The 20,915-nt window shown below is 58.5% G+C and carries 13 protein-coding genes and 1 tRNA gene; 4 read left to right on the forward strand and 10 right to left on the reverse strand.

Annotated features, from left to right (window positions below; all coding sequences use genetic code 11):
• The 7 genes from IIY41_RS02365 to IIY41_RS02395 form a co-directional block, all read right to left on the reverse strand.
• The coding region (locus IIY41_RS02365; RefSeq protein ID WP_287399516.1) for a VirD4-like conjugal transfer protein, CD1115 family at positions 1-1,616 on the reverse strand (1,616 nt) is incomplete at its 3' end.
• Complete coding sequence (locus IIY41_RS02370; protein WP_003509387.1) at positions 1,613-2,089, reverse strand: PcfB family protein; 477 nt, start codon at positions 2,087-2,089, stop codon at positions 1,613-1,615. The genes IIY41_RS02365 and IIY41_RS02370, both read right to left, overlap by 4 nt.
• Before the next feature lie 42 nt (positions 2,090-2,131).
• Positions 2,132-2,344 (reverse strand): DUF5348 domain-containing protein, encoded by a 213-nt coding sequence (locus IIY41_RS02375; RefSeq protein WP_003819042.1) that lies wholly within the window; start codon positions 2,342-2,344, stop codon positions 2,132-2,134.
• Between the two features lie 101 nt (positions 2,345-2,445).
• Complete coding sequence (locus IIY41_RS02380) at positions 2,446-3,591, reverse strand: DUF6017 domain-containing protein (protein ID WP_287399530.1); 1,146 nt, start codon at positions 3,589-3,591, stop codon at positions 2,446-2,448.
• Between the two features lie 390 nt (positions 3,592-3,981).
• Positions 3,982-4,947, reverse strand: coding sequence for an NAD(P)-dependent oxidoreductase (locus IIY41_RS02385; protein WP_287399532.1), 966 nt, complete (start codon positions 4,945-4,947; stop codon positions 3,982-3,984).
• A 489-nt stretch (positions 4,948-5,436) separates the two neighbouring features.
• Positions 5,437-5,513 (reverse strand) — tRNA-Met (locus IIY41_RS02390).
• Positions 5,514-5,599: 86 nt separating this feature from the next.
• Entirely contained in the window at positions 5,600-6,109 is a 510-nt protein-coding gene (locus IIY41_RS02395) for a hypothetical protein (RefSeq protein WP_155200821.1), read from the reverse strand.
• A gap of 248 nt (positions 6,110-6,357) precedes the next feature.
• Here IIY41_RS02395 and IIY41_RS02400 point away from each other — a divergent pair, with 248 nt between their 5' ends.
• Complete coding sequence (locus IIY41_RS02400; RefSeq protein ID WP_009321722.1) at positions 6,358-6,507, forward strand: hypothetical protein; 150 nt, start codon at positions 6,358-6,360, stop codon at positions 6,505-6,507.
• 96 nt (positions 6,508-6,603) lie between these two features.
• Here the strand turns inward: IIY41_RS02400 and IIY41_RS02405 are convergent, their stop codons facing one another.
• Together IIY41_RS02405 and IIY41_RS02410 are read right to left on the reverse strand one after the other, a co-directional pair.
• Positions 6,604-7,323 (reverse strand): YggS family pyridoxal phosphate-dependent enzyme, encoded by a 720-nt coding sequence (locus tag IIY41_RS02405; RefSeq protein WP_287399537.1) that lies wholly within the window; start codon positions 7,321-7,323, stop codon positions 6,604-6,606.
• The gene (locus tag IIY41_RS02410) at positions 7,324-7,890 is read right to left on the reverse strand and encodes a TIGR01440 family protein (RefSeq protein ID WP_009321724.1); all 567 of its coding nucleotides are present in this window, start codon (positions 7,888-7,890) and stop codon (positions 7,324-7,326) included.
• A gap of 336 nt (positions 7,891-8,226) precedes the next feature.
• Here IIY41_RS02410 and IIY41_RS02415 point away from each other — a divergent pair, with 336 nt between their 5' ends.
• From IIY41_RS02415 to IIY41_RS02425, 3 genes are all read left to right on the forward strand, one after another.
• Positions 8,227-9,219 carry a GGDEF domain-containing protein gene (locus IIY41_RS02415; RefSeq protein ID WP_287399540.1) on the forward strand — a complete coding sequence of 331 codons (993 nt, stop codon included), beginning with the start codon at positions 8,227-8,229 and terminating at the stop codon, positions 9,217-9,219.
• 174 nt (positions 9,220-9,393) lie between these two features.
• On the forward strand, positions 9,394-18,399 hold the full coding sequence (locus IIY41_RS02420) for an InlB B-repeat-containing protein (RefSeq protein WP_287399542.1): 9,006 nt from the start codon (positions 9,394-9,396) through the stop codon (positions 18,397-18,399).
• Between the two features lie 210 nt (positions 18,400-18,609).
• On the forward strand, positions 18,610-20,217 hold the full coding sequence (locus IIY41_RS02425; RefSeq protein WP_278659771.1) for an MBL fold metallo-hydrolase RNA specificity domain-containing protein: 1,608 nt from the start codon (positions 18,610-18,612) through the stop codon (positions 20,215-20,217).
• Between the two features lie 85 nt (positions 20,218-20,302).
• Here IIY41_RS02425 and IIY41_RS02430 read toward each other — a convergent pair whose 3' ends face one another.
• Positions 20,303-20,680, reverse strand: coding sequence for an MmcQ/YjbR family DNA-binding protein (locus tag IIY41_RS02430; protein WP_009321753.1), 378 nt, complete (start codon positions 20,678-20,680; stop codon positions 20,303-20,305).
• Positions 20,681-20,915 lie beyond the last annotated feature (235 nt).

A 20,915-nucleotide genomic window follows, 5' to 3' on the forward strand; every position in this document is an offset into this window, starting at 1 on the left:
AAAAACGGCCTCACGCCGCGCACCTGCAAAATACACTTGCCTCCGTCCATCGTTGCAATTTCGTCTTGGCTCATCAGCTCCTTTCCGAGTTTTTGGTAGTTCAGTCCGTGGGAGGTCTGCGCGCCCCGGTTCTCGCTCTGGTTGTAGCTGTCAATGGTTTCCTTGCCCAGCACCTCCGCGATCTCCTTGGCGTTCTTGCCCCGGCCACTAAGGAACAGCGTACAGTCGCAGTTGTCGGAAATGATTTCCGCCGCGTCCTTGTAAATGGCCTTTAGCTGCGACTGGCTCTGCAAAATAATAGAAGCCGAGATTTCCCGGCTTCGGATGGTGGCGATCAGCTTATCAAAGTTTGGAATCTGGCCGATGTTGGCAAACTCGTCCAAAATCAGCCGCACATGGACGGGCAGCCGCCCGCCGTATTTGTCATCGGCCCGGTCACACAAAAGGTTTATGAGCTGGCTTTGTACCATTGCCAGAATGAAATTAAAGGTCGTGTCCGTGTCCGACATAATCAGGAACAGGGCTGTTTTTTTGTCCCCGATGGTGTCAAGTTCCAGTTCGTCGTCCTCCATCAGCTCCCGCACCTCCCGGATGTCAAAGGGCGCTAATCTGGCTCCGCAGCTTATCAAAATGGAGCTGCGGGTCTTGCCCGCCGACAGCAGGAATTTACGGTACTGGCGCACCGCAAAATGTTCTGGGTCTTTTTCTTCCAGCCGCTCAAACATCTGGTCTACCGGGGATTGAAATTCTGGGTCGTCCTCGCGGGCTTCGCTGGCGTTTATCATTTCAAGCAGCGTAGTGAAATTCATTTCATCGTCCGGCGCTTCGTACCAGATATAGCCAATGAGGGCCGAATACAGCAGGCGTTCCGATTTGATCCAAAAATCCTCGGCGCTCTTTTCGCCCTCGCCCTTGGTGTTGCAGATCAGCGTGTTTACCAGCTTCAAAATGTCCTTTTCGGAATGGATGTAGCGAAACGGGTTGTAGCGCATACTCTTGGAAAAGTTAATGGTATTCAGCACTTTTACCCGGTAGCCGCACCGCACAAGGAGCTGGCCCACTTCGCCAATCAGACTTCCTTTCGGGTCAGTAATCACGAATGAGGTCGGGTAGTCCTTGGACACGCACTGCATAAGGTTGGGCTTCACAAAGAACCGGGTCTTGCCGCTGCCGGAACCGCCGATCACCAGCACATTTTTGTTCCGGGCGGTCTTGGGGTCTTTGGGCCGGTTGTTCATGGTGAGGCGTTCCGTCTGGGTCAGGAGGATGTTGTTGTCAAACACCGGGTCGATGTACGGGGCTATATCTTTGGGGCCGCCCCAACGGGCGCTGCCGTACTCGACGCCCCGGCGGTATTTCTTGGCGTTCTTGCTTTTGCAGTACACCATCAGCCGCAGTGCCACCGCACCGGCCACGCCCACCGCCAGATCGAACAGGTGGAAGCTGGGGGCGGCGCTTTCAAAGGCAAGGGAAAAGCCGTCCGCAAGGTGCAGCAGCTTTTCCGGCAAATCCGCCCCAGCCGCCAGCCGGTAGGTCTGTCCCAGCTTGCCGAACAGGTAAACAAACAACAGGTAGGGCAGGTTGGCGATTATCAGCTTTTTCATTTCCGGCTTCATCGTGACAGCCCCCTTTCCTTGATTTTCTCCTTGGCCTGCTGGCTGCTTCTGGCCGCCGCCTTTTCTTTCAGGACGGCAAGGGTCTTTCGGATGGAGGGGCGTTCCTGCTGTTTGAGCTTCTTGGCCGTAAACTCCTTAAACGCCTGTTCCAGATTGTCCGCCTGCTTGGATTTGAAGATCACGATATACCGGGGCGGATGGGTAGTGCGGTCTTTCCGCAAGGTAAAATCAATGTCGTATTTCTTGGCGCAGGGCTTAAATAAGCCAATGTTGGCGTCGGTGATCTCAATGTTGGACAGGGCGGAACCGTCCTTTTTGAGCTGCCGCAAGCTCTGCTGGCCGTGATGGGCCTTGCCCGTCCCTTTCTGCCGGGCGGCCAGATATTTTCGGATGGCCGCTTGCAGCACTTGGGCGGTGAGCTTGCCCGTCTTAACCGCTAACGCTATGGTTTTCTGGTCTACTTCTTCCTGCAACTGCTATCCCTCCTTTGGAAAGTCAGCAGGCAGGCGGATGGCTTAAATCCGCACCCGCAGGCCGGAGAGGTCGTCGGCATGGATTCCCACCAGATACCAGTTCTCGGCCATTTCAATGCGGGTCGGCCTCCATCTGCCGCCCACCATCACATCAAAAGTTTCTCCGCAGTGCAGGCCGCCGTAATAGTCCGCAAGGTCAAAGCGGATGTCGTAGCGGTCTGTCTGCTCGTCAAAAATCAAAGCGCCCTGTTTCATAGGGCCGTCCTCCTTTCTCGTCGTCACAAGCTCCATATCGCTTGTTTCCACGCAAGCGTGAAAAGCTCGCTCATTTCGCTGTTTCTCCTCTCCCCACAAAATCACCGATTTTGCGGGGTTCCCCAACTGCCTGTGTTCATGTCGTGGCCCACCAGCGCCGTGTAATAGCCGTTGATGGTGCTTGGGGCGTTGAACAGAACCGCCAGCAGGTATTTTTTGATGTTCCGTATTTCCGTGGTGTTTTTGCTGATACAGTCAAAGACAAACTCAATGTGAGAGCTGTCCAGTTTCATCAGCTTGGATTTCACCAGCTCAGCGGGGTAATCGTCCCCGGCAATGCGGATGGTCTTTCGGGCGCTGCATACGGTTTCCACCAGCAAGTCCACGATCTCGTCCAGCATATCCCGGTCAATCCCCTTGGCATACTGGCAAAGGTGTTCATACTCGATGTTGTCCTTGATGATCTCCCGATAAATCTCTACGGCGCTCTGTGATTTCGCTCCCGTTCCTTTCCGTTCCGGCGGCGCAGCCGCTTCTTCCCCCAAAGGAGAGGGAGGGGAAAGGATAGGAATGGAATCGGTATTTGATCCATCCGTAATTGATTTCTCTTTACTTGATCTATCTTTATTTAATTGCGTTGGTTTTTCCTGCGTAGGCTTTTCCTGCGTTGGATTATCCAATGTTGGATTTTCCAATGTAGGCGAATCCGGCACAGGCTGGGGCTGTTCGTAAATGATGTAATCCGCCCCGCGCAGGCGGCCTTGGCTGTCACGCTCACGGGAACGCACGATATAGCCCGCCTGTTCCAGCTCCCGGACAGCCGCCCGGATCGCGTCGATCTGCTCCCGGTTGATAAGGGATAGGCCTTTCAGCGTAAAATCCCAATCCTCCGGCAAGGACAGCATTTGCGACAGAAGCCCCTTGGCTTTCAGAGACAAGTCCTTGTTCCGCAGGTGGTGGTTGGACATCACCGTGTAGCCCCGGTTTTTCTCCACTCGAAAAACTGCCATCTCGTCGTCCACTCCTTTCACTTGAAATTTCACCGCGCCGTCAAGGGCGGTGCGCTTGCCCGGCTGGTAGGGACATTCCTCATACACACAAAACTGGTACTTCCAGTGCGGGCGGTAGAAACGGCAGGTGCCGCAGTCCTCCGGCGCTCCGGCCTCGCCGCTGTCAAAATGATCTGCGCCCGGCCTCGTCTGCATGAGCTGTTCAAAGGCCCGGTCACTGCCGGAAGTAAAGTACATAGGCGGTCGCCTCCTTTCTGGTTTTGGGCGCAAAAAAAGCGGCGTCCTGATCTCTCCAAAGGGGAAAAGAGAACGCCGCTGTCTGCGGTGTCGTATTCAATTTTCGATGTGTCACTATTTGGGTGGTGGGCTTCACGGGAGGCAGAAGCGTGTCAAAGCTCAATCCGAAAGTAGTAAATCGGTAGTAAATTCAGTTCTTATATCCCGTGAAATGCCCGTATTCCCGGGCTTTTTGGAGATAATCAGAGTTGTTTATATAAATCCTGAAATGCTTCTGTCTGCATTTGCCACAATTTGCGAGCATCTTCTATGCCGATTCGGATCAGATTCAAATTCTTCCCTCCGCTCTTATTTCTCAATAAATCCCGCGTTATCATCAAATCCGTTTTTTCATTTGTGTTCTGATTCTACATCCGTCCGGTCTGTTGTGCCGATGCATTCATGAGCGGGCGTTTTGCCGTCCAGCACGGTGAAGATCTGCTCCACAACGCACATGCCAACACGCAGCAGCGCTTCGTCCGTGGCTGCACCGAGATGCGGCGTCGCCAGAAAGTTGGGCAAACGCAGCAGCGGCAGGCCGGGTGCGGGCGGCTCGTGGGCGAGCACATCGCAGGCGGCAGCTCCCAGAGGACCCTGCGTCAGAGCGCGGTACAATGCATCCTCGTCCACCACGCCGCCCCGCGCCGTATTGACGAGCAGCGCGCCGAGCTTTGCCGCGGCAAGCTCCGCCGTACCTACAAGCCCGCGCGTCTGAGGCGTGAGGGGTACGCCGATGCTCACAACGTCCGCCCGGGCAAATACCTCGCGTACACAAGTGCAGCGGGCTATACCCAGGCATGCCGCGCGTTCCTCTGTCAGAGAAGGCGAATACCCTACAATGCTCATGCCGAACGCACGGCGGAACATCTCTGCGGCACGTCGGGCGATGCTGCCCACGCCCACAAGGCCCAGCGTTTTGCCGTGCAGCTCCATGCCTGTCAGCCGTGCATCTGCTATGGCGAGGGCTTCGCCGGTTTGCAGCATGCGGTCCGCCAGATATACCCGCCGCGCCAGAGCGAGGGTCAGTCCTACGATAAGCTCCGCCACAGACTGCGCGTTTTCGCCCGGGGCATATACCACGCGCACACCGCGCTGCGCTGCCGCAGCCAGGTCCACTCTGTCCGTGCCCGTGCCGTGTATGCCGATGACCTTCAAAGCCGGGCACTGCTCCAGAAAAGCTGCGTCCATGCGCAGGTTTCGGCTGATGGCTGCGTCGGCCCGGCCCAGACAGGCGGGGTCCGAAAAAACCTCAGCCCTGGTTTTAAGCAGCGCCAGCGCGCGGGGATGGATGGGTTCACACAAAAATATTTTCAGCATATAGCCTCCTTGGATACGGTGTGTGGTATGTTCGATGCCTTGCGGTCAGCTCAGCTCCTGTCTTTTCAGGCAAGCTCCCTGTCCGCGGTGGCGTGAAGGATGAGCTCCAGCGCCAGCGGCTCGGGCGCCTTTCATGATACCGTTCCTCTCTTGACATTCTTTGGACCGTTGCAAGATAAAGGGCGGAAACCAATACGGCAGACCATAAATCGGCCACGGGCTGCGCCCATGGCTTAAGGGACCGCAGGCAGAAGTGACACGGGCGCAGCGGACAGGGGAACTGTCTGAGGACATTCGTGCCTTACAGGAAAACCCGGACTGCACCAAGGAGCCGCTGTGCAAATACATTTTTAGTGTGGACGTATACGAAGACCTCATTGGCATCCGTTCCACGGCTGATTGGACCAAAGGGAATGCTGATGTACCGTTTATGAAGGAAGTAAAAACGAACTACGCCGCCAGCAACGAAGCTGACGGCGTAATCATAGATGGTTGCGGGGGCCAGATTTGAACTGACGACCTTCGGGTTATGAGCCCGACGAGCTACCGGACTGCTCCACCCCGCGATATAAATTGTTTGCGCCTCTTTAAGGTGCTTATCTAGTATATCCAATAATAACGCCGTTGTCAATACTTTTGCACTTTTTATTTTTTAAATATCGCGTTGGGTTCGAAACACCTTTGCCTGGACAAGGTCCCGGAACATTCTGTCCCAAGCGGCCTGCTGATTTTTGCCGCCCCCTTGCAGATTCGAACAGACGATATTCAGAATGTGCCGGATCGTTTCCTCGTCATACCGGGCGGCGGTTTTCCAGAGGCCTTCCGCATAATGCTGTGTGTAGTCCTTATAAAACTGTTCCGCAACCGGCTTCAGCTCCCGGCTGGTGGGCAGGCCACGCGCCAGCCTCCGTGCGTCCCAAAGCGACTCCTGTGCCTGTTCGAAAACCTCCCGGGAGATTTTTTGAATACGGTCCAGCTTTTCCCAAACGTCATCCGCACTTAAAGCCGCCGGCTCCAGATTCAGTGTGTACAGCACGCCGGAACGGGATACGCTGTAAAAGGTATACGTTCCGTCCGGCTCCTCAAGGGAAAAGTAACCGTTTGGCAGGATGTTTTTGCTGCGCAGAAACTGCAGCAAATCAGACGACGGCTCGTGTTTCATTGCCGGCTCCTTTCTTAACGCACGAATGCGGTCTCCGCATCTATCATACTTTGCCCTGCGGCGGATGTAAAGAGGAGCGGTGTGACAAAATCCTGTCTGGCAGCCGCCGTTCCGCACAAGGAAGAACTTTCCACCTCGTACGCCTTTTTCAATGAATATCCGCGGCAAAGATGTCCATATAAGTTATAAAGGGCTCAGGCAGCGTATCCGGCCGCAGGAGCATGAGCGGGACGGAGGGGGAGTGCGGGATGACTATCTGGGATACGATCTTCAAAGCGGTGTTCGTGGTAGCAGTGCCCATCACGCTGGCAGTATATGCCTGTGTGTATGTGGGGGAGCGGGCCGAACATGACGTTGCCCGTCCGCGTCCGCCGCGCCGCCGCCCGCCGGGGCGCTGACGCAGAGGGAGGATCTGTTTCTGGGAATTTGGAAAACGGCGCCGGGATTTGAATATCCCGGTGCCGTTTTCCCTTTATAATACATATTATATAAAGCTACTGTGCAGGATAGCTCCGCGCGCCGAACAGTGCGGTCCCGACGCGGACCAGATTTGCCCCTTCCAAAATAGCGTCTGCAAAATCGGCGCTCATGCCCATGGAAAGGTACTCCATGCTCACGTTGCCGCCCTGCGCGGCCTGCGCCCGCTCGAACAGGCCGCGCATCTGTGCAAAGTAGGGGCGGCTCGCGCCCGGCGCATCCGCAGCAGGCGGGATGGACATCAGGCCGCGCACCCGCAGGGAGGGCAAAGCATGGGCGCATTCCAGAAGCCCGGGCAGCTCTTCGGGTGCGATGCCGCTTTTGCTTGCCTCGGCCCCAATGTTGATCTCGACCAGGATATCCTGCCGGATGCCCTGCTTCTGAGCTTCGGCAGCCACACATTCCAGCAGCCTGTGCGAGCCGACGGATTCTATCATGCACGCACGCCCCACTACCTGGCGCACCTTGTTGGTCTGCAGATGGCCGATAAAATGCAGCGGCTTGCCGCTGTATGCGCCGGCGGCGTATTTTTCACAAAGCTCCTGCACGCGGTTTTCTCCAAACAGGTCGATATCCAGCGCAGCCGCCGCGCGCACGGTCTCGGAATTCTGCGTTTTGCTGGCGGCGCACAGAAGAACCTCCCCGGGGGCGCGCCCGGCTGCGCGGCACGCCCGCTCCATTTCCGCGCGCACCTGTGCGATGCGTTCCTCCATCCGCCTGATCTCTTCTGCCGTCATTTAACGCGGCACCTCCAATTCGTCTGTTTGATATACGGCGCGGCTGCCGCCGATGTATTTCGGCCGCGTGCGCGCGCAAAGAATGCCGGCCTCGCCGATGCGGGCCAGACTGAGCCGCACGGGGACGGCCACAGGCCGCAGATGCATGCCGATGAGTGTGCCGCCGATGTCAATGCCCGCACCCGCGCGGATGTTCTCCACCAGCACGGGGTCCGCCATGTGCGCATATGCGGCGGTGGCAAAGGAACCGCCCGCGTGGGGCTGAGGCACGGCGTTTACCGTTTCCGCCCACGGCGGAAGCGCCGCCCGTTCCACAACGATGGCGCGGTTCAGGTGCTCACAGCACTGCGCGGCCAGATACAATCCGCTTTCCGCAAGCAGGGGCGCGGCGCCTTCCCACACAGCTTGCGCGGCCTCCATGCTGGAGCCGCGCCCAATGCGCTGGCCCACGACCTCGCTGGACGAACAGCCGATGATAAAAATATCTCCCGCGCGCATCCGGGCTGCAGCCAGAAGCTCCGCCACGGCCTGTCGCGTTTGGGCGCGCACGGTCTCCGTCAAAGTCATTTCAATTCCCTCCCGGCCCGCGTGTCGCAGCACACCGGGCGTTTTTCTTTATTGTAATCCTTTTGCGCCCTCCAATACAAGTGCCGCTGGAAATGAGGTGGTTTTAAACACAGTAAAATCATAGGATAACGCAGGAAAAGTCTTTTAAAAGATAAAATCACGTAAAAAATAGACTGTTTTATGAAATACTCTTGACGGTCAAAATTTATGAATCTATAATAAAAGAATAAGAGGGGAAGGTGCGCCTCCGACCGTCCGGGACACGCGGAAAATCCGGGAACATTCCCGGAGAAATGCCCGGCGGCCGCAGGGCGCATGTGAAATGGGGGGATGCTGGTGGACCAGGAGCTTGACATGCTGAAGGACGAAAACACCCGTCTGCGCGTGCTGGCGGAGCACGACTGGCTCACCGGCCTGTACAACCGCCGTGCTGCGGAAGCGCATGTAGATGAAGCGCTGCTGAAAAACGGCGGCGGGATGCTTTTGGTTTTGGATATCGACCATTTCAAACAAGTGAACGACCGCTACGGCCATCTCATCGGCGACGCTCTTTTGTGCGAGGCGGCGCGCACGCTGCGGGATATCTTTTTTCCGCGGGATATCATCGGCCGCGTGGGCGGCGATGAGTTCATCATCTACATTCTGGGCGGATGCTCTCAGGAGGCGGTGGACGGCCGTGCGGCGCAATTGGCCGAGCGCCTGCGAAAGGCGGGCCGGCGTTACGGCATGCAGTGGAACCTTTCCTTTACGCTGGGCCTTGCGGAAAAGCAGGCGGGGGACGATTATATTTCCCTGTTTGACCGTGCCGACCAGATGCTCCTGGCCCGCAAAAAAGCCCGCCGCGCCCGCCGTGCAGACAGTGCGGATGCCGGAGGAGAGCGCAGCATCTGCACAGACATGGCGCTCATCCGGCGTGAGCTGCGGGAAAAAGACCCGCCCAAAGGCGCGTTCTGTCAGGATTACGAGACCTTCAAACAGATCTACCGTTTTGTGGAGCGCGGCCTCAAGCGCAGCGGGCAGAGCGCATATATTATCCTGATGACCCTTACGGACGCACAGGGGCAGTTTGTGCCGCTGGCCGCGCGCGAGGAGTATATGAGCCGCCTCAGCGACGACCTGCAGGCCAGCCTGCGCAGCGGCGACCTGTTCGCGCCGTACAGCGGCTGCCAATATCTGCTGATGGTGCTGGGCGCGTCCAGCGAGAACGCGGCCGTCATCGCCGGGCGCATCCACACGCGGTTTATGTCGTGCGTTGCGCCCGATGCGGGGCTGCTGTTGCGGTATGACGTTTACCCCATGGGGGAGCTTCCCCTGCAGCCGAAGGGGTGAAAAAGCCATGGTTTTACGCGGTGAAGGGCTGCTGCTTAAAATATTTTCAAAAAAAGTCAGCAAAAAATCGTTTTGTGACCAAGTTGTGACCGGCGACCGTTATACTGAGTATGTAAGATACATTTCCCGCCACCAGAGGGCGATCAACACGCATTTCAAGAAGGAGGAAAACGCATGAAAAACACATCCAACGCTTTGCGTCGCGTCATGAGTGTGGTTCTGGTGTTCGCGATGATGTTCACCAGCATGCCCACAGGCGCGCTCGCTGAGGATGTTGTCGACCCGGCCCCGTCTACGACGGCGGCCGAGCCGGCTGCGTCTGAAACGACAGAGCCAACCACACCGGAGCCCGCAAGCTCGGAGGCGGCGCCTGCCGCGAACAGCGCCGTGCTCCCGGCAAATGACGGGGACCCGGCGCCTGTGACGTTCACCGTCACGTTCGTGGCCAACGGCGAGACACTTGTCACCCAGACCATTCAACAGGGTGGCAGTGCCGTGGCACCGGACGCGCCGCTGGTATCCGGCCAGCGTTTTGTGCGCTGGGATACGGATTTTACCAACGTGCAGAGCGATTTGACGGTGACGGCCGTTTACGAGGCCATTACCGCCAAAAACATGACGGTGGAGTACCGGTACAGCGATGGCACGCAGGCGGCTCCCGCCCATGTGGAGCAGGCCGTTGTGGGCGAACCGTTCCATAAGACGGTTCCGTCTCCGGCGCTCGACGGCTTTACGCCGGACATGGCGGAGGTCGTATTTGCGGTCGAGTCGGTCACCGAAGACCTAACGGTCGTTGTTACTTACAGCGGTGCCGCCCGGAATTACACGGTAAAGCACCTGTTCCAGAACGTGGAAGGCACCGCTTATGCGGAAGACGAAGCGCTACGTGAAACGCTGGAGGGCACCACGGGCCTGGACACCGCCGCACAAGCGAGAACGGTGGAGGGCTTTACGGCTCTGCCCATCACCCAGGTGAAGGTGGCGTCCAGCGGCGAAACGGTCGTGGAAGTAAAATACGACCGCAACAGCTACCTGCTCACGTGGAACACCGACGGCGGCAGCTATATTGAGCCGCAGATGCTGAAATACGGCGCTGCGGTGTCGGCTCCGGCTGACCCCACGAAGGTGGGCTATACGTTCGCCGGGTGGGATTTTGTTCCCGAAACGATGCCTGCCGCCGCCACGACGGTGACGGCGCAGTGGGCGAACGCCACGCAGGCGTCCTACCAGGTCGTATACTGGGGCGAGAACCTGACGGGCGGTTACGACTACCTCTATGCGGACAAAGCGACCGGCGCTGTGGGCGGCAATATCCCATACAGCACGTCCCTGACCGCCAGCCGTATGCCTCAGGGCCTGGAAGCGGCCGGGTTTGAACTCGACAGTGTCAAATCTGCGGGTAATGTGGAAATCACCGCAGACGGCAGCGCGGTCAAGAATGTTTATTTCAGCCGCAAGACGTTTACGATTAAGTTCTATCGGGAAGGCTGGTGGGGGTGGAGCGAGGATACCAGCCTGCGCATCACGGCGAAGTACGGCGAGGATGTTTCTGCCCGCTGGGAAACCGCATGTGAGGATGACGGCTGGGGTCCCAATAAGAATGATAATGTACAGTATACGCTGATTGCGAATATGCCGGCCGAGAACCTGACGATGTATGAAAAAAGTTCCGGCACGGGAAAGAAGATCGAATATCGGGTTCAAAAGGTGTCGGGGACGGGTTACGACGTCTACGCAACTTTTAATGCGAGCCGCGGCGTTTCTCTGACGGTGGAAGACCAGATGCCGATCACAGGCTTTACATACGACAGCTGGAAAAAAAGCGGCGACTCTCCATTGTGGCTGTATTATACCCGCAACAGCTATAATCTCGTATTTGAGAATTGCACTGGCGTTTCGAATGCTTCGCTGAAATTTGAAGCAAGACTTTCCAGCGCAAAGCCTGCTGATAGCAGCGTGGGCCGGCCGGCCGGTATGGACAGCGACTATGTGTTCATGGGCTGGTATCTGGACGAGGCGTTCCAGACTCCGGTGGACTGGAGCAGCACGATGCCCGCACGGAACCTGCAGGTCTACGCCAAGTGGGCGAAGCCGGATTATACGGTTTCCTTCAACACGCATGGCGCGGATACGGAGACTCCGGCGCCCATCGGCGTGGCGAAATACGACACGATTGAGGGCCAGATGCCCGAAGACCCCACCCGTGAGGGCTACGTGTTCGCGGGCTGGTATACGGACGAGGCGTACACCGTTCCGTTCGTGGCCACGCAGCAGATCGTCCGCAACCTGACGCTCCATGCGAAATGGACGCGCACGGACAGCTGCACCTATGTCATCGTGGCGAAGGACACGGAGGGCAATGAGCTCAAACGCGTCGATGGCTCCGAAGTGGAAGTGGGCGCGTCCGTCACTGTAAATGCGCCTGTCATTGACGGTTATCAGGCGCAGCAGAGCAGCCAGAACGTCAAAATTCTGGATGACGGGCAGGAAGTAGTGTTCGTCTATGACAAGCTGCAGAACTGGACGGCCACGGTGCATCATTATATTGAGGGCACCACGGAAAAGGTTGCCGAGGATGTTATCCGCAGCGACCTGACGGTCAACAGCCTGCTGATATATTCCGCGACGGTCAGCGGTTATGAGTTGGCCGAGGGTACCAGCTATGTTCAGACGGCCACCCGCGAAAACAGCGAGATCACGTTCTATTATAAGAAAATCGCGGATTCGGCGTATACGGTCAACCACTATTACGGCAGCAATGCTTCGCTGACGGAAACTGTTACGGGCACGGCCAAGGCCGGAAGCCTGGTGACGGCGGACGTCATAAACAAAGCCGGGTACACCTGCGTTACATCCGGGGCTGCGCTTTCCGCGTATGTTGCGAAAGACGGCTCTACGGTGATCAACGTGTATTACGCGGCCAACGACCAGACGTACAGCGTTTACTATTATCTGGAAGGCACAGAGACGCCTGTACCCGGCACGACGGCGAAAGAAAACGTGTCCGCGAAGTTTGACGAGACGGTGACGGAAACGGCGCCCGCAGTCACGGGTTATACTGTGGCGGGAGACAGCACCATGTCCATCACGGTCGGTGCGGACAATGCAGCCAACAAAATCGTTTTCTACTACACGGTGAACAGCTATCCGCTGAATATCACCTACAAATATGCCGATGACGTGCCCGACGCAGCACTGCGGGGCCAGAAGGCGGCGGAGCCTGTATCCAGGGATATCGCGTTCGGCGCGCCTTACAGCGTTGCCAGCCCGTTGATTCCGGGTTATACGGCCAGCGTTGCAGCGGTAGCAGGCACAATGGCGGAGAACGGTGTGACCGTGGAGGTCGTTTACCGCGCCGCTACGGACACGGCGTATACCGTCAAGCACATGCTGCAGGATGTGACAGGTGACGGTTATACTGAAGATGCGGCGGCCCGGCAGACCCTGCACGGCACGACCGGGGCGGCTACAAACGCTGCGGCGAAGAGCTATGAAGGCTTTACGGCGCAGGCGGTTGAGCAGAAGACCATCGCTGCGGACAGCAGCACGGTGGTTGAGATCAAATACGACCGCAACAGCTATGAAGTGACCTATGCTTATGTGGGCACGGCGCCCGCAGGCGCGAGCGCGCTGCCGGAAAAGGCGACTGTGAAATACGGCGCGCCTGTAGCGGTGGCGGCGGCCGCCACGGCTCCGGGCTACACGTTCAGCGGCTGGAGCCAGAAAGAGGACTTCACGATGCCCGCCGAAAACGTGACCATTACCGGTTCGTTCACGGCCAACGGCGATACCGCTTATACAGTGGAGCATTATCAGCAGAACCTGGCGGGCGACGGTTACGACCTTGTGGAGACGGATACCGAACACCTGAAAGGCGAGACCGATACCACTGCGACGGCAAACCCGAAGACTTATACAGGCTTTACATTTGACGGGACCGTGGAGGGCACGGTTGCCAGCGGCAATATCGCGGGCGACGGCAGCCTGGTGCTGAAGCTGTACTACACGCGCAACAGCTATGAAGTGAGCTATGCTTACACGGGCACAGTGCCCGCAGGCGCAAGTGCGCTTCCGGCCACCGCGTCCTACAAATATGGTGCGGATGTAACGGTGGCTCCGCAGGCCACGGCCCCGGGCTACACGTTTAACGGCTGGCTCGAGGACGGCAAGGTAACGGCAAGCTTCAAAATGCCCGCCGGCCCGGTGCAGCTCACGGGTTCCTTTACCGCGAATACCGATACCAGGTACACGGTGGAGCACTGGACGGAGGATCTGGACGGCGAGGGCTATACTCTGCGCGAAACAGAAGCGAACCTGACGGGCGTCACGGATACAACGGCGACGGCGGAGGCAAAGAGCTATGAGGGCTTCCGGTTCGACGAGGGCAATGAAAACAACGTTCTCACAGGCGTGATCACAGGCGACGGAAAGCTGGTTCTGAAAGTTTACTACGCGCGCAACAGCTATGAAGTAAGCTATGATTACGGCGCTGCCCCCACGGGCGCAAGCCAGCTGCCGGGAACTGTTTCCTACAAGTACGGCGCCGAGGTCCGGGTGGCGGATAAGGCCACAGCCCCGGGTTATACTTTCGACGGCTGGAAGAAAGACAATGCCGAGGTCACGAGCTTTACGATGCCTGCCGGCGCCGTACAGCTCACGGGACGCTTTACAGCCAATACGGACACCGGCTACAAGGTGGAGCACTACCAGCAGAATCTGGCGGGAGACGCTTTCGTCCTGTTTGAGACGGAAGAACAGAACGCCACTACGGATACGCATGTGTCGGCAACGCCGAAGGACTACACGGGCTTTACCTACGACGGCACGGTGGACGGAACTGTCACCGAAGGCAATGTTGCGGGCGACGGCAGCCTGGTGCTGAAGCTGTACTACACGCGCGACAGCTATAAGGTCACCTACCAGTACACGGGCAAGGTGCCCACGGGCGCGAGCGAGCTGCCTGCGGAGACGACCGAGAAATACGGCGCTGCTGTTACAGTGGCAGCGGACGCCACGGCCCCGGGCTACACGTTCAGCGGCTGGAGCCGGGAAGACGGCTTCACGATGCCGGCCGAAAACGTGACCATTACCGGTTCCTTCACGGCCAACGGCGAAACTCCTTATAAGGTGGAGCACTATCAGCAGAACCTTGAGGATGACGGCTATACCCTTGCGGAGACCGAAAACCTGACGGGTGAGACCGATACCACTGCTACGGCAAACCCGAAAACCTATACAGGCTTTGCATTCGACGGAACAGCGGAGGGCACAGTTGCCAGCGGCAATATCGCGGGCGACGGCAGCCTGGTGCTGAAGCTGTACTACACGCGCAACAGCTATGACGTGGCCTATGCCTATACGGGCACGGTGCCCACGGGTGCAAGCGCGCTGCCGGAAAAGGCGACCGTGAAATACGGCGCGCCTGTAACGGTGGCAGAGGCCGCCACGGCCCCGGGCTATACGTTCAGCGGCTGGAGCCGGAATGACTTCACAATGCCGGCCGAAAACGTGACCATTACCGGTTCGTTCACGGCCAACAGCAACACCGAATACACGGTGCGGCACCACTTCCAGAACATTTTGGACGATGCGTACGATGCCGACACGGCCATGCTCAGCGAAACGCTGAGTGGCACGACGGATACGCTCACGGCGGCTGCTGCGAAGACCGTTGCGGGCTTTACGGCTCAGAGCTTCCAGCAGAAGAACATCGCGGGCGACGGCAGCACGGTGGTTGATATCTACTACAACCGCAACAGCTATACTGTAACGTATGCGGTCACTGGTACCGTGGACCCGAACCCCAACTATAAGCAGGCGGATTACCGCTTCGGCCAGAACGTCGCTGCAGAGGCGGCTGCCGCCAAGGCTGGCTACGACTTCATCGGCTGGGCCAACGAGCCCGCGGTCATGCCTGCGAATGATGTTACGGCGACAGGCTATTTTGTAGCCCGCACGGACACCGCTTATCAGGTGCAGCATTACAAGCAGAACCTTGAGGATGACGGCTTCACTCTTGCGGAGACCGAGGAGCTGACGGGCAAGACCGATACCATCGCAACGGCAAACCCGAAGACTTATACAGGCTTTACGCTTGACCGGACCGTGGAAGGCACGGTCGCCAGCGGCAATATCGCGGGCGACGGCAGCCTGGTGCTGAAGCTGTACTACACGCGCAACAGCTATGACGTGACCTATGCCTATACGGGCACGGTGCCCACGGGTGCAAGCGCGCTGCCGGAAAAGGCGACCGTGAAATACGGCGCGCCTGTAACGGTGGCAGAGGCCGCCACGGCCCCGGGCTATACGTTTAGCGGCTGGAGCCGGAATGACTTCACGATGCCGGCCGAAAACGTGACCATTACCGGTTCGTTCACGGCCAACAGCAACACCGAATACACGGTGCGGCACCACTTCCAGAACATTTTGGACGATGCGTACGATGCCGACACGGCCATGCTCAGCGAAACGCTGAGCGGCACGACGGATACGCTCACGGCTGCTGCTGCGAAGACCGTTGCGGGCTTTACGGCTCAGAGCTTCCAGCAGAAGAACATCGCGGGCGACGGCAGCACGGTGGTTGATATCTATTACAACCGCAACAGCTACGGCGTGAGCTACCGCTACCTGAATACTCCTGCGGGTGCAAGTGCACTGCCTGCGGGCGCGAGCTACCGTTTTGGCGCCGCCGTGACGGTGGCGGAGGCGGCCACGGCTCCGGGCTACACATTCAGCGGCTGGAGCACCGGCGATTTCACGATGCCCGCACAGGATGTGGAGATCACAGGCTCCTTCACGGCCAACGGCGATACCGCTTATACAGTGGAGCATTATCAGCAGAATCTGGCGGGCGACGGTTACGACCTTGTGGAGGTGGATACCGAACACCTGACAGGCGAGACCGATACCACTGCGACGGCAAACCCGAAAGCCTATACAGGCTTTACATTTGACGGGACCGTGGAGGGCACGGTCGCCAGCGGCAATATCGCGGGCGACGGCAGCCTGGTGCTGAAGCTGTACTACACGCGCAACAGCTACGATGTGACCTATGCCTACACGGGCACAGTGCCTGCGGACGCAAGTGCACTGCCGGAAAAGGCGGCTGTGAAATACGGCGCCTCTGTAACAGTGGCGGAGGCCGCGACCGCAAAGGGCCATACCTTCAGCGGCTGGAGCACCGGCGACTTCACGATGCCTGCACAGGATGTGGAGATCACAGGCTCCTTTACGGCCAACCCGTACAATGTCACGGTCGAATACTACTTCGACAAGGCTCAGGATACGGATATGACCCGGGTGCAGTCTGTCACTTACGGTGAGACATTCACGACTGCGGCGGCCGCAGAAACGGACCGGAACGGCGTACACTATACGCTGGACTGGGTCGAAAACAACGGCCTGACGGTGAGCGACATTGAAGCCGACAACGTGGTCAGGGTGTACTACGCAAAGGATGAAGAGGGCGGCCCGGACGACATCCCCGATTATGCGCAGATCGTATTTACCTATCAGAGTGCGGACGTTCGGAAAGGCACGGTTGATAAGAGTGTGGAAATCCACACCTTTGAACGGCTGAACGGCGAACTGCTCGAAGAGAAGAAAGCCAGCCCGGCCGGTGCAAATGCGGCGGGACGTGAGGGCTATGCATTCGATTACTGGACCGATGGAACCAAGCGCGATGTGACCTCCGGTATGGAGACGCTGAAGAGCGAGGTATACACGGACAATGCAGAATTCACCGCATATTTCGACGTTGATACAAAGGGCACTGACCCCGAAGACCCGGATAAGCCGGACAATGTGCCCGACAAGTATCAGGCGAAAGTGACCTATCAGGCTGTCAATGGCGCAGTTACGCTGGGCGGCAGCATGGGCACTGAGCTGGTCACCTATGTGACTCTGTTCGACGCGGACGGCAAGTGGGCCGAGAACGGCACAGGCAAGCTGGCTGAGGCTCAGGTCCCGACTGCAGCCGCAGCCGCGGATTACGACCCGGCCACCGAACGCTGGACACCGGCCGTACCGGCCGAAGGGGCTGAGATCACGGCTGACGGCGCTGTCTTTACAGTGACGTGGGAGCTGGCGATCTCCGGTTACCAGGTACACTACTACTACGACGGCGTTGAGGATACCGCTTCTGCTGTGAATGCCACCGGCAAGATCGGCGACGCGATTCCCTACGACACCGGCAAGACCACTTTTGACGGCGCGAACTACGTGCTGGAGAATGTGGACGGCGCGGGCAAGCTCATCTCGAAGGATGCGGCTGCGAATATCGTGAACGTCAACTTCACAAAGGATGAGAAGTCCGACCCGACCAAAGACCCCGACCCGGAGGTCCCGGGTGACAACATCCCGGATAAGTATCAGGCAACTGTCACGTTTGAAGCGATCAACGGCGTACTCCAGCCCAAGGGCGGCACGGACGCTCAGAATACGAAGCAGATGACCACGGTCGTGACACTGCTGAACGAGAACGGCGAACCCGCTGAGAACGGTACCGGTTATCTGACTGAAGCACAGATCCCGACAGCGCTGGCGAATCTGGGATACATCGCCAACACGCTGTTCTGGGGCCCGGCGACTCCGACGACCTCTTACGCCATCACAGGCGACATCACCTTTGTGGCGGACTTCAATGCGGAAGGCGTCATTCCGGAAGAACCCCCGGTGCCTCCGGTGACCCCGGTAGGTCCGACGGCGCCGGAAGAAGGCCCGGAGGAAACCATCGACGAGCCTGAAACCCCGCTTGCTCCGGCTGAACCCGAAGCACCCGCGGAAGAGCCCGCCGAAGAGGAGATCGAGGAAGCCGATACGCCGCTCGCTTCCGGCGCCGCATGGGCGCTGCTCAACCTCATCCTGATGCTCTGCACGGCCCTTGTCAGCATCCTGCTGCTCATCGGCTTCCTGGGCAAAAAGAAGAAAGAGGATGAGAACGAGAACGTGGAGTACACGGTGAAGCGCAAAGGCGTGACTCGTGTGCTGAGCCTCATCCCGGCCATTGGCTCCATCATCGCCTTCCTCCTCACGGAGAATATGCGCAATCCGATGGTGTTCGTGGACCGCTGGACATGGCTCATGGTGCTCATCGCTCTGGTGCAGGTCATTGTGTGCATCTTTGCCCGCAAGGAAAAAGAAGAGCCCGATGACAACGCGCAGACCCCGGCTCAGGCGTAAGCACGGAACGCGAACCTCAGGCAAATCCATAACGAAAGCCCCCGAAGGATAATCCCTTCGGGGGCTTTTTGTACATCCTGTAAATTTTGCGGAAAATACGGGACGCGGCGGCAGAGGCTGTGATACAATGAAAAAAACACGTCCTTCGTCCGCATACGGACGGAGGCGAAAGCGGCGGGAAGGGCCGCGGAAAAGGGAGATGCAAAAGCCATGAAGGTAACGTTTATCGGCGCCACGCATGAGGTTACGGGGAGCTGCTCCCTGCTGGAGGTGGGGAACAGCGCTTTCCTGGTGGACTGCGGGATGGAGCAGGGGGAAAACCGGTTCGAGAATATCCCGCTGCCTGTGAACCCGGCAGAACTGAGCTGCGTGCTGCTGACGCACGCCCATATCGACCATTCTGGATATCTGCCCCTGCTGTACAAAAACGGCTTTCGGGGCACCGTGTATGCTACGGAATCCACTGCCAGCCTGTGCCAGATCATGCTGCGCGACAGCGCGCATATTCAGGAGAGCGAGGCGGAGTGGAAAAACCGAAAGGCGCGCAGGGCCGGACGCCCGGAGGCGGAGGCGCTGTACACGATGGCGGACGCAGAGGGCGTTTTATCCCGCTTCCGTCCGTGCCCGTACAACAAGCTGACGGCCGTTGGCGAAGGCGTTGCGGTGCGCTTTACGGATATCGGGCATCTGCTTGGCTCCGCCGCCATTGAGATATGGATGAGCGAGGGCGGCGTTACCAAAAAGATGGTGTTCAGCGGTGACGTGGGGAATACGCATCAGCCCATCCTCAACGACCCGCAGCGGGTGGAGCAGGCAGATTATCTGGTGCTGGAATCCACCTACGGCAACCGGCTGCACGGTGAGCGCCCGGATTATGTGGGCGCGTTGACGGAGATCCTGCAGCAGACCTTTGACCGGGGCGGCACGGTGGTCATTCCCTCCTTTGCTGTGGGCCGCACGCAGGAAATGCTGTATTTTATCCGGGAGATCAAGGAGCAGGGCCGGGTGCACGGGCACGACGGATTCCCTGTTTATGTGGACAGTCCGCTGGCCAATGAGGCAACGAGCATTTTCCTGCAATGCCCCACGGAAAATCTGGACCCTGAGGCGCGGGAACTGGTGCGGAGCGGGGTAAATCCGCTCTGGTTTGAAGGGCTTAGGACCAGCGTGACGAAGGAGGATTCCCAAGCCATCAATGCGAATGCCGTGCCGAAGGTCATCCTTTCTGCCAGCGGAATGTGCGATGCGGGGCGTATCCGGCATCATTTAAAGCATAATCTGTGGCACAGCGAAAATACGGTGCTGTTTGTTGGTTATCAGGCAGAGGGCACGCTGGGGCGCGCGCTGGTGGACGGCGCACCATCGGTAAAAATATTCGACGAAGCGATCGCAGTCAACGCAGAAATCCGCGTGCTGGCGGGCGTGAGCGGGCACGCGGATAAAAACGGGCTCATCCGCTGGCTCCAGGGTGTTTCACCGAAGCCGGCGCAGATATTCGTCAATCATGGCGACGATGAAGCATGTACGGATTTTACCCAGTGCCTGAGAGAAGAATACGGTTACAATGCGATGGCCCCGTACAGCGGAACGTGTTATGATCTGGCCGCCGGGGCGTTTCTGGCCCAGCCCGCCGGAGTGCTGCGCAAAAAGCCGGAGGAGGCCGCGCGCGACCCGCGCGCAATGGCGGCCTTCAGTGAGCTGCAGCGGGCCGTCAAGCAGCTTTCCGCATTGGCCCAGGGGGTGGGAGGAAGACCCAACAAGGAACTCAAGCGCATGGCTGCGCAGGTACAGGCCTTGTACGACGCCTGGCGCGCATGAGCGTATCCTTTGGGGTGTAAAGAGAAAAGAAGTGTCCGCAGAGCCTCAGGAGGCTCTGCGGACGTTTTTTGCCGGAAGCGAGGTCTCACGGCTGCGGCCGCTGCTTTGCGCGGCGCGTACTCCGTTCCGCGCGAGCGGGAGAGGTTGTCAGGCGATAGCTGTCGGAGATCATTTCGCAAAGGTCCTCCGGCGGGACGCCGGCGTTCACCTCCACGGTGTTCCAGTGGGTATGGTTCATATGCCAGCCCGGCGTAACGGCGGGGTAGGCCGCCCGCCAGAAATCGGCTTTCATTGGTTCACATTTCAAATTTACGCATAATTTTCCGTCGCGTTCAAAAACAAGAGCAAACCATTTGCGCCCGGCGGCGTGACGCACCACGACATTGCCGCCGTCCTCAAACGGGCAGTCCACAGCAGCGCCGGGATATGCGGCGCACAGGGCAAGCAGCTCGTCCTTTGTCATTTCCCGGTTCCCTCCTTGTTCTCAAAGCCCTGTGCGCCGGCACAGGGGCGTGTGCAGCGCACACGCGCGGCCTCGCAAGCAGCGGGTTTGAGGCTATTATACCATGGCGCCGCGAAGCGGCCCCAACAAAACCGCACCTGCTGCGGTTTTGCATGGTTCAATGTTCTCAAAGCCCTGTGCGTCAGCACAGGGGCGTGTGCCATGCACACGCGCGGCCGCGCAAGCGGCGGGTTTG

Origin of the sequence: Ruthenibacterium sp. (assembly GCF_017421385.1) — a bacterium.
GTDB lineage: Bacteria > Bacillota > Clostridia > Oscillospirales > Ruminococcaceae > Ruthenibacterium > Ruthenibacterium lactatiformans.